This window comes from Pseudomonas sp. 65/3-MNA-CIBAN-0223, from assembly GCF_040310425.1.
Taxonomy (GTDB): domain Bacteria; phylum Pseudomonadota; class Gammaproteobacteria; order Pseudomonadales; family Pseudomonadaceae; genus Aquipseudomonas; species Aquipseudomonas gregormendelii.
In genome coordinates, this window is record NZ_JBEOPV010000147.1 from 1 (window position 1) to 272 (window position 272).

The 272-nt window shown below is 59.9% G+C and carries 1 protein-coding gene and 1 pseudogene; both read right to left on the minus strand.

Annotated elements, in window-relative coordinates:
• Positions 1-188: pseudogene (locus tag AAEZ09_RS28295) on the minus strand (flagellar motor switch protein FliG); the annotation flags it as partial.
• Positions 181-272, minus strand: a 92-nt coding sequence (locus tag AAEZ09_RS29615; protein ID WP_502947605.1) for a hypothetical protein, incomplete at its 5' end; no start/stop codon positions are given. The pseudogene AAEZ09_RS28295 and the gene AAEZ09_RS29615, both read right to left, overlap by 8 nt.

A 272-nucleotide genomic window follows, 5' to 3' on the forward strand; every position in this document is an offset into this window, starting at 1 on the left:
CTCATGACCTGCTCGATCTGCGCCTTCTGCACATTGCGCATCTGCGCCATGGCAGTGCCGACGCGCTGTACTTCCTTCGGCCCCAGATGGCGCAGCACCTGTGCAGCGTCGGTTTCCCCCAGCGAGAGCAATAGAATGGCGGCCTTGTCGACCTTGCTGAGCTTGGCTTGAACTCGATTGTCACTCATCGTCGTTGATCCACTCTTTCACCACCTGGGCTACCCGTCCCGGGTCATCGGCCACGAGGTTCTTGATCGCGTTCAGCTGGGCTT